We start from the raw sequence: 8,714 nt of genomic DNA, 5'->3' as shown, positions 1-8,714 counted from the left end.
GCGATCAGCGCCAGGCCGAAGGTCATCAGCAGGCCGTAGATCGGATCGATCTTGTACAGCCGCTTCAGCAGCGTGCGCTCGATGACCACGCCCAGGGCACCCACCACCAGCGGCGCCAGCAGCAGCGCGAACCAGAAGTTGATGCCGAACGCCTGCACCAGCTGCGGGTTCTCGGTCGCCGCACGAAGGTAGGAGCCGAGCTGCGTGCGCTCGATCACGTACCACGTGGCCAGGCACACCACCAGCGACGCGGCCACCACGAAGGCGCGGTAGTTCGGCAGCACCATGAAGCCGAGGTTGGTGGCGCCCTGCAGCAGCTCGGGCACTTCGTACTGCTGCCCCGACACGCCGAACTTCTCGCGGAACACCCCTTCGGCGATGAGCGCCAGACCGAACGTCAGCAGCAGGCCGTAGATGGGGTCGATCTTGTAGAGGTGCTTGAGCAGCGTGCGCTCGATCACGACGCCCAGCGCGCCGACGACCAGCGGCGCGATCACCAGCGCGGCCCAGTAGTTGAGGCCGAACTTCTCCAGGCTCAACCACGCTACGTAGGCGCCGATCATGTAGAGCGCGCCGTGGGCGAAGTTGACGATGCCCAAGAGGCCGAAGATCACCGCCAGCCCGAGGCTGAGCATGGCGTAGAACGAGCCGTTGACCAGGCCGAGCAGGAGCTGGCCCAGGAAGGCCTGAAGAGGAATACCGAAGATGTCTGTCATGGAGTGCCCAGCACTAGCGAAGCGAAGTGCCCCTCAAGCAACACCCGCGGAGCCGGCTCTGCCGGTCCGCTGGGTGGCGCCCCTTGGGGGCAGGAGCGAAGCGACTGGGGGGCCTTACTTCCAGAGGGCGCAGCGGGACTCCGCCTTCGTGGTCCAGGCGGCCTCGCCCTTGATCGTGTCGACCACGTTGTAGTAGTCCCACGGCTCCTTCGACTGCGCCGGCGTCTTCACCTGCATCAGGTACATGTCGTGCACCATGCGGCCGTCTTCGCGGATGCGGCCGCCCTTGGCGAACACGTCGTTGACGGGCGTCTTGCGCATCTGCGCCAGCACCTTGTCGCCGTCGTCGGTGCCCGCCGCCTTCACCGCGTTCAGGTACTGCAGCGCGGCCGAGTAGTCGGCGGCCTGGATCGACGAGGGCATGCGCTTGAACTTCTCGAAGAACTTGCGGCTCCAGGCGCGCGTCTCCGCGTTCTGGTTCCAGTACCAGCTGTCGGTGAGGTACATGCCGCCGGCGGTCTTGAGGCCCAGCGAGTGCACGTCGTTGATGAACATCAAGAGGCCGGCGAGCTTCATCGTCTTGGTGACGCCGAACTCGTTGGCCGCCTTTACCGCGTTGATCATGTCGCCGCCGGCATTGGCGAGGCCCAGGATCTCGGCCTTGCTCGATTGCGCCTGCAGCAGGAAGGAAGAGAAGTCGCTCGCCGACAGCGGGTGGCGCACCGAGCCGACCACGTTGCCGCCCGCGGCCTTGACCACGGCCGAGGTGTCGGTCTGCAGCGCCGAGCCGAAGGCGTAGTCGGCGGTCAGGAAGTACCACGACTTGCCGCCGGCCTTCACCACCGCGTTGCCGGTGCCCTTGGCCAGCGCCACGGTGTCGTAGGCCCAGTGCACGGTGTAGGGCGAGCAGCGCTCGTTGGTCAGCGCCGAGGCGGCGGCACCCACGGCGATGAAGGGCTTCTTCTTCTCGGCCGCCAGGCCGGCCATGGCCAGGCTGGTGCCGGAGTTGGTGCCGCCGATCAGCACGTCGAGACCTTGCTGGTCGAACCATTCGCGCGCCTTGGCGCTGGCGATGTCGGCCTTGTTCTGGTGGTCGGCCACCAGCACCTCGATCTTCTTGCCGTTGATGGCGCCGCCGAACTCGGCGGCCGCCATGCGGATCATCTCCGCGCCGGCGGGGCCGTCGATGTCGGAGTACAGGCCCGAGATGTCGGTGATGAAGCCGATGCGGATCACATCGCCGGAGATCTGCGCGTGGGCCGTGGCTGCGGCACAGGCCAGGCCGCAGGCGGCGGCGATGGCTTTGAGTTTCGAGAGGTTCAAGTCAAGGTCTCCTTGATGGTGTGGTGATCTATACGCCGAGGGTTTCGTGCAGCTGGTCCAGCATGGAGGGCAGCTGTGCTTGGGTGAACTCCTGGATGACGGTGCCGTGCTCCATCACCAGAAAGCGGTCGGCCAGCGGTGCGGCGAAGCGGAAGTTCTGCTCCACCATCAGGACCGTGTAGCCGCGCTTGCGCAGCATGGACACCATCTCCGCGAGCTTCTGCACGATCACCGGGGCCAGCCCTTCGGAGATCTCGTCGAGCAGCAGCAGCTTGGCGCCGGTGCGCAGGATGCGCGCCACCGCGAGCATCTGCTGCTCGCCGCCCGACAGCCGCGTGCCCTGGCTGTGGGCGCGCTCCTTCAGGTTGGGAAAGAGTGCGTAGATCTCGTCGATCGACATGCCGCCGGGCAGCAGCGAGGGCGGCAGCAGCAGGTTCTCGTGCGTGCTCAGGCTGGAGAAGATGCCGCGCTCTTCGGGGCAGTAGCCGATGCCGAGCTGGGCGATGCGGTGCGTGGGCAGGCCGACGGTCTCTTGCCCGCGCACGCGGATCGAGCCGCTGCGCCGGCCGACCAGGCCCATGATCGCGCGCATGGTGCTCGTGCGGCCCGCGCCGTTGCGGCCGAGCAGCGTCACCACCTCGCCTTCGTCGACGTGGAAGTCCACGCCATGCAGCACATGCGATTCGCCGTACCAGGCGTGCAGCTTTCTGATTTCCAGGAAGCGGGTAGACATCTCAGTGAGCCCCTTGGAGTTCGACGTTCGCGCTGCCCATGTAGGCCTCGATCACCGCCGGGTTCTTCGACACCTCGGCATACGGCCCTTCCGCCAGCGTGGCGCCGCGGGCGAGCACGGTGATGGTGTCGGCGATGCTGGAGACCACGCTCATGTTGTGTTCCACCATCAGCACGGTGCGCCCGGCCGACACGCGCTTGATCAGGCGGCGGATGCGGTCCACGTCTTCCGTGCCCATGCCTTGCGTGGGTTCGTCGAGCAGCATCAGCTCGGGCTCCATGGCCAGCGTGGTGGCGATCTCCAGCGCGCGCTTGCGGCCGTAGGCCAGCTCCACGGTGGGCAGGTGGGCGTAGGCGGCGAGGTCGACTTCCTGCAGCAGCGCGAGGGCGCGCTCATTCAAGGGATCGAGCGAGCGCTCCGGCTTCCAGAAGTGAAACGAGGTGGCCAGCTTGCGCTGCAGTGCGACGCGCACGTTCTCCAGCACCGACAGGTGCGGGAACACCGCGGAGATCTGGAACGAGCGGATGATGCCGCGCTCGGCAATGCGCGCCGGGCTGTCGCCCGTGATCTCGGCGCCGTTGAAGACGATCTGCCCGGCGCTCGGCGTGAGGAACTTGGTCAGCAGGTTGAAGCACGTGGTCTTGCCCGCGCCGTTGGGGCCGATCAGCGCATGGATGCTGCCGCGGCGCACGCGCAGGTCCACCTTGTCGACGGCGACGAAGCCCTTGAACTCTTTGCTCAAGCGCCTGGTTTCGAGAATGCAATCCACGTGCTGCGGCTCCTTTGCGAGAGGCGGCAGTGTCGAGATTGCGAGAGCGCGTCGCAAGGCGCAGGACTACGCTAGGGTTCACCCGCGGGTGGCACGCACCCACTCGTGAACTAAGTGGTGCCTTGGTCGTTAATGCATTTCGCTTAAGTAGTCACGGCAGTAGCGGCGCGACTGCGCACCGCTATCCTCGCGCCGAAAACGCCATGGACACCACGACCAACCCCCCGCTCGACGTCAACCTGATGTTGGCGTTCGACATGGCGCCGGTCGGCCTGTGCGTGTCGCGCGACCGGATCATCCAGCGCTGCAACGAGGCTTACGCCTCGATGTTCGGCTACACGCCCGAAGAGCTGAGCGGCCGCTCGATGTCGGTGCTGTACCCCTCGGAGCAGGAGTTCATGGGCATTGGCGCACGTGGCCTGGCCGCCATGCGCGACTGCGGCCGCTACGCCGACGAACGCATCATGAAACGCCGCGACGGGCGCCTGTTCTGGTGCCACGCCTCCGGGCGTGCACTCGACCGGGAAGACCCCTTCGGCTGCGCGGTGTGGATGTTCGAAGACATCTCGGCGCGGCGGCCCATGTGCACCGCGCTCACCACGCGTGAGCGCGAGATCGCGCAGCTGCTGATCGAGGGCAAGACGAGCAAGCAGATCGCCCGCGTGCTCAATGTGAGCCCGCGCACCATCGACGCCCACCGCGTGCGCCTGCTGCGCAAGCTCAAGGTGAACACGGCCACCGAGATGGTGTCCCGCCTGGCTGGGTTGATGTAACCCTTGCCGCGTCATCCCGGCGCAGGCCGGGATCCACTGCGACGCCGTGCACCTCGCCCCAGTGGGCCCCGGCTTTCGCCGGGGTGACCGCTGCTGCGCTCAGTTCGGAATCGCGATGCTGGTGCCGGTGAAGCCGATGGCATTGCCCGAGGCGGCCGTGGCCGCCATGGGCGGCACGTTCGCCGTGGTCAGTGCCGGTGCGGCGCCGGGGGTGCCACCGCGCACCGTGGTGCGCACCACCTGGCTTTCAGGCAGGGCCGTTCCGCTCGTCAGCTTGGCCCACATCGCGTTCATGCCCTGGATGAAGTAGGGGTGCAGCGGCACGAAGCGGGTGTCGAAGCCCGAGAACGGGATGAAGGTGTCGAAGTGCTGGGCATGCTCGACCTCGACGTAGCGCAGCTGGCTGGCGGTGCCTTCCACCACCCGGTTGTAGGCCGCATAGGCGCGTTCCGAGTGGTTGATGGCCACCAGCGCATCGCTGCGCCCGACCACCATCAGCGTGGGCTTGCCGCGCAGGTTGCCGTTGAGCAGGACTTCGCCGATGCCGGTGCGCACCGCCTGGCTCTGCGCCAGCGTCGGCGTCGAGACCGTGCTCAGCGCCGCGCCCGTGACGGTGTCGACGCCCGTCACCAGCGCGCGCGCACACAGCGCGGCGTCGAGCGCGAAGTCGGCCATGTGCGTCGATGGCGAGACGGCGAAGGCCCACGACTTGGCACCGCCTTCCGAGAGGTTGTAGACCACGCTCGCTGGCGTGCCGTTGGCGGTGCCGTTGGCCAGCGCGAAGCTCGCGGCCTTGGTGTTGGCGGTCACCGCGACCACGTCACCTGTGCCGTTGACGGGCGCGAAGCTGGTGCCGCACATGTTGTCGGTGAGCGAGAAGCGGCCGTAGCCGGTGGTGTACATCGACGCGATGATCGGCCCGTTGCCCAGCCCGTAGTGGGCGTTGTGCATGGTGTCGTTGTCGGCGGTGTAGCCGTAGGCACGCAGCTTGGCCAGCGCATCGGTGGCCTGGTCGGCCGTGGTCGCGCCGGTCACCAGGCCCTTGGCCGCCAGCGCCGTGCAGCGGTTGGTGGCGCGGGCGTTCATGCCGGTGAGGGTCATGTAGTTGTAGATCGAGGTCTCGGCCATCGTCGCCGCAGGCGCCAGCGCGGCGCAGGGCTGGTAGATGTTGGCGTAGGTGAAGTAGTCGATCAGCGGCCTGCCGTAGATGGGCAGCGCCGTGCCGCCGACGCTGACGCCATAGCCGGAGGTCGTGGCGGGCTGCGCGCTGGGCTCGGCGGCCACCACGCCGTCGATCAGGCCCTCGCTGTCTTGCTCGGCGGCACGCAGGATCGCGGCGCCCCCGTTGGAGACCGAGCCCGCGATGATCAGCGTGTTGGCCGGCGTGAAGCGCACCAGCTTGCCGTTGCCGGCGGGTGAGTTGTCGGCGTATTCCTGGTTCAGCGCGTAGAGCGCGTAGCGGATGCTCGCCAGCGTGTCGGTGCCCCAGTCCTTCTCGGGGTTGATCTGCGAGTGCGCCTGCTTGAGCGCCAGGCGGTTGGGGAAGGCGGCGTTGAAGGCGGTGCGGGCTGCATCGGTGAGGGTGGCGGCAAAGTGCGAGAGCGTGCCGGCGGCCGTGCGCGTGGCGCGCGTGCCGTCGATGCGGTTCACGCTGTCGTCGGCCGGGTCGTACAGGCCCACGCCCTTGCCGGCGTCGGTCAGCACGACGGCGCAGCCCTTCTTCAGGCCCCACTCGCCGGCCGACGCAATGGCGCCGTAGACACCGCGCGAGCCCGACGACGGGCCGGCGACGATGCAGGGCGAGGCCGGGTTGAAGCTCGTCGGCACCTGCACGGCGATGGTGACTTGCTTGCGGCCCGTGCCGTCGTCGAGCACGGCCAGGTACTCGCGGCCGGGGATCAGGCCTTCGCCCAGGGTGTCGCCGCCGCTGAGGTCGATGTTGGGACCGTACAAGCGGCCATAGCCGCCGTTGGCGCTGTAGTCGACCAGGCCGCGGTAGTTGGAGTAAAGCGCATTGCGACGCAACTCGGCTGCGGTCGGATTGGCCGGGTCGGCGTAGGCCGGCGGGGCGGCGGCGCCGATGCCGGTGCGCCCGAGGCCGCCGGTCAGCAGGTCTTGCGTGGCGGCGCTGGTGCCGCTGCCCACGGTGGTGGCGCTGTAGCTGGTCACGCTCACCGTGCTGATGCCGGCGGGCAGCGTGCTCACTTCGGGGTCGTCGCTGGAGCCGCAGGCGCTGAGGCCGGCAACGCCCAGGGTGAGAACTGCGACACGCCATGCGGGCTTGTGGGTTGATTTCATTGGAGTTGTCTCCTCGGGGTGGTCGAGCGTCGCAATGTAGAAGTCGCGACTCGCGCCGAGCAGTCGTACAACTACATCAGCAGTAGTCGTTACGTAGTTCAGCGCAAGGAGCAACCCGTAGGTAGAGGCACGGCCATCGAAGGCCCCGTGGTGAGGCGCGCACATGCGACCTAGCATCCGCCGCACATTCAGTAACACGATGGGATTTCGCATGTTCAACCTGTTCAAGAGACAACGTTGGAGCGGCCTGATCGCGTGCCTTGCCTTGTCGTGCGGTGCCGCCTCGGCGCAAGACACGTTGACGATCGGCCAGGTGGCGCCGCTGTCGGGCGTGCTCGCGAGCTCGGGCAAGCAGATGGTGCTGGGCGGCAAGGTCTACTTCGACTGGGTCAACGACCAGGGTGGCGTGCACGGCGCGAAGATCCGCACGCTGGTGGTCGACGACGGCTACAAGGTCGACGAGACCGTGCGCCTGACCAAGGAGCTCACGGCCAAGCCGGAGGTGGTGGCCTTGTTCGGCTTTGCCGGCAGTGCCAACGTGGGCAAGCTGCTCGAAGACAAGGTGCTTGCCAATGCCGGCATCGCGCTCGTCGCGCCGTACACCGGCGGCGAGCTGCTGCGCAAGCCGTTCAACCCCTGGATCTTCCATGTGCGCGCGGGCTACGCCGACGAGGCCGAGCACATGGTCAAGCAGCTCAACACGCAAGGCCTCACGCGCATCGCCCTGCTGTACCAGAACGACGCCTTCGGCAAGGCCGGCCAGGCCGGGGTCGAAGCGGCCCTGCAGCGGCGCAACCAGAAGCTGGTGGCCTCGGCGGGCTACGAGCGCAACACCACCGATGTGGCCGCGGCCGTGCAGCAGATCCGCGCCGCCGGGCCGCAGGCGGTGATCATGGTGGCCGTCAACAAGCCGGCGGCGGCCTTTGCCAAGCAGTACCGCGAAGCCGGCGGCGGCGGGCAGCTGTTCAACATCTCGGTGGTCGACCCGGCCGAGCTCGTCAAGCTGGGCGGCATCGACAACGTGCGCGGCCTGGGCATCAGCCAGGTCGTGCCCTACCCCTACCAGCGCTCGCTGCCGGTGGTGCGCGAGTTCCACGAGGTGATGAAGAAGTACGCCCCGGACGAAGAGGTCAACTACACCAACTTCGAGGAGTACCTCGGTGCCAAGGTGCTGGTCGAAGGCCTGCGCCGCGCCGGCCCCAAGCCCACGCGCGCCAAGGTGATCAGCGCGCTGGAGTCGATGGGCAACTACGACCTGGGTGGGGTGCGAGTGAGCTTCGGGCCGAAGGAGCGCGTGGGCTCGCGCTTCGTGGAGGTGACGGTGATCGGCAGCCAGGGCAAGCTGCTGAAGTAGCGTTCACACGGTCCCGTCACGCCGCCACGCCAAAGAGGGCGCCAACGCCCGCGGTCAGCCCCATCGCCAGCGCTCCCCAGAAGGTCACGCGCGCGGCGGACAGGAGCCAGGGGGAGCCCCCTGCGCGGGCCGCAAGCGCCCCGAGCGCCGCGAGAAACAGGAGCGAGCTGCCTGCCACGCCCCACATGAGCGCGGCGACGGGAAGCAGGAACACCATCAGCAAAGGCAGCAGCGCGCCTGCGGCGAAGGTGGCGGCCGAGGCGAGCGCAGCTTGCACCGGCTTGGCCGCCAGGGTGTCGGAGATGCCCAGCTCGTCGCGCGCATGCGCACCCAGCGCGTCGTGCGCCATCAGCTGCGTCGCGACGTTCGACGCCAGCTCTTCGCTCAGGCCCCGCTTGCGGTAGATGGCCGTGAGTTCGGCGTGTTCCTGCGTCGGGTCTTCGGCCAGCTCTGCCCGTTCACGCGCGAGATCGGCGTTCTCCGTGTCGGCCTGCGAACTCACCGAGACGTACTCGCCCGCGGCCATGGACATGGCGCCTGCCACGAGGCTCGCCACGCCGGCCACCAGGATGGCCTGGGTGCCGGCGCCTGTCGCCGCAACGCCCAGCACGAGGCTGGCGGTGGAGACGATCCCATCGTTCGCGCCCAGCACGGCGGCGCGCAGCCAGCCCGTGCGGTGCGTTCGGTGCCATTCGCTGTGTCTCATGGTGGTGCGTCTCTGTGGTGAAGCTCTCTGTGGTGAAGCCGC

The 8,714-nt window shown here is 67.9% G+C and carries 8 protein-coding genes; 2 read left to right on the top strand and 6 right to left on the bottom strand.

Going from position 1 to position 8,714, the window contains the following annotated elements:
• From VFL64_RS06055 to VFL64_RS06040, 4 genes are all read right to left on the bottom strand, one after another.
• Positions 1–716 (bottom strand): branched-chain amino acid ABC transporter permease (locus VFL64_RS06055; protein WP_489539477.1); only part of this gene is annotated, 716 nt, incomplete at its 3' end.
• A 114-nt stretch (positions 717–830) separates the two neighbouring features.
• Complete coding sequence (locus tag VFL64_RS06050) at positions 831–2,039, bottom strand: ABC transporter substrate-binding protein (RefSeq protein WP_489539476.1); 1,209 nt, start codon at positions 2,037–2,039, stop codon at positions 831–833.
• 28 nt (positions 2,040–2,067) lie between these two features.
• A complete protein-coding gene (locus VFL64_RS06045) occupies positions 2,068–2,772 on the bottom strand; it encodes an ABC transporter ATP-binding protein (protein ID WP_489539475.1) in 705 nt (234 codons plus the stop codon).
• A 1-nt stretch (position 2,773) separates the two neighbouring features.
• Positions 2,774–3,541: an ABC transporter ATP-binding protein gene (locus VFL64_RS06040; RefSeq protein ID WP_489539474.1), complete on the bottom strand. Its 768-nt coding sequence runs from the start codon at positions 3,539–3,541 to the stop codon at positions 2,774–2,776.
• Between the two features lie 203 nt (positions 3,542–3,744).
• Between VFL64_RS06040 and VFL64_RS06035 the strand changes: the two genes are divergently transcribed.
• Complete coding sequence (locus tag VFL64_RS06035) at positions 3,745–4,314, top strand: helix-turn-helix transcriptional regulator (protein ID WP_489539473.1); 570 nt, start codon at positions 3,745–3,747, stop codon at positions 4,312–4,314.
• A gap of 99 nt (positions 4,315–4,413) precedes the next feature.
• Here the strand turns inward: VFL64_RS06035 and VFL64_RS06030 are convergent, their stop codons facing one another.
• Positions 4,414–6,612 carry a 3-hydroxybutyrate oligomer hydrolase family protein gene (locus tag VFL64_RS06030; RefSeq protein ID WP_489539472.1) on the bottom strand — a complete coding sequence of 733 codons (2,199 nt, stop codon included), beginning with the start codon at positions 6,610–6,612 and terminating at the stop codon, positions 4,414–4,416.
• 211 nt (positions 6,613–6,823) lie between these two features.
• On the opposite strand from VFL64_RS06030, the gene VFL64_RS06025 reads away from it, so the two are divergent.
• Entirely contained in the window at positions 6,824–7,966 is a 1,143-nt protein-coding gene (locus VFL64_RS06025; protein ID WP_489539471.1) for an ABC transporter substrate-binding protein, read from the top strand.
• 16 nt (positions 7,967–7,982) lie between these two features.
• Here VFL64_RS06025 and VFL64_RS06020 read toward each other — a convergent pair whose 3' ends face one another.
• On the bottom strand, positions 7,983–8,672 hold the full coding sequence (locus tag VFL64_RS06020; RefSeq protein ID WP_489539470.1) for a VIT1/CCC1 transporter family protein: 690 nt from the start codon (positions 8,670–8,672) through the stop codon (positions 7,983–7,985).
• Between the last annotated feature and the right edge of the window lie 42 nt (positions 8,673–8,714).

This window comes from Rhizobacter sp. (assembly GCF_035702065.1).
Taxonomy (GTDB): domain Bacteria; phylum Pseudomonadota; class Gammaproteobacteria; order Burkholderiales; family Burkholderiaceae_C; genus Rhizobacter.
This window is presented reverse-complemented; position numbering and strand designations above follow the sequence as displayed.

Bases quoted from the DNA above. Each gene is read 5' to 3' on its own strand.
- VFL64_RS06035 (WP_489539473.1), top strand. From the start codon at position 3,745: ATGGACACCACGACCAACCCCCCGCTCGACGTCAACCTGATGTTGGCG.
- VFL64_RS06025 (WP_489539471.1), top strand. From the start codon at position 6,824: ATGTTCAACCTGTTCAAGAGACAACGTTGGAGCGGCCTGATCGCGTGC.
- VFL64_RS06045 (WP_489539475.1), bottom strand. From the start codon at position 2,772: ATGTCTACCCGCTTCCTGGAAATCAGAAAGCTGCACGCCTGGTACGGC.
- VFL64_RS06020 (WP_489539470.1), bottom strand. From the start codon at position 8,672: ATGAGACACAGCGAATGGCACCGAACGCACCGCACGGGCTGGCTGCGC.
- VFL64_RS06030 (WP_489539472.1), bottom strand. From the start codon at position 6,612: ATGAAATCAACCCACAAGCCCGCATGGCGTGTCGCAGTTCTCACCCTG.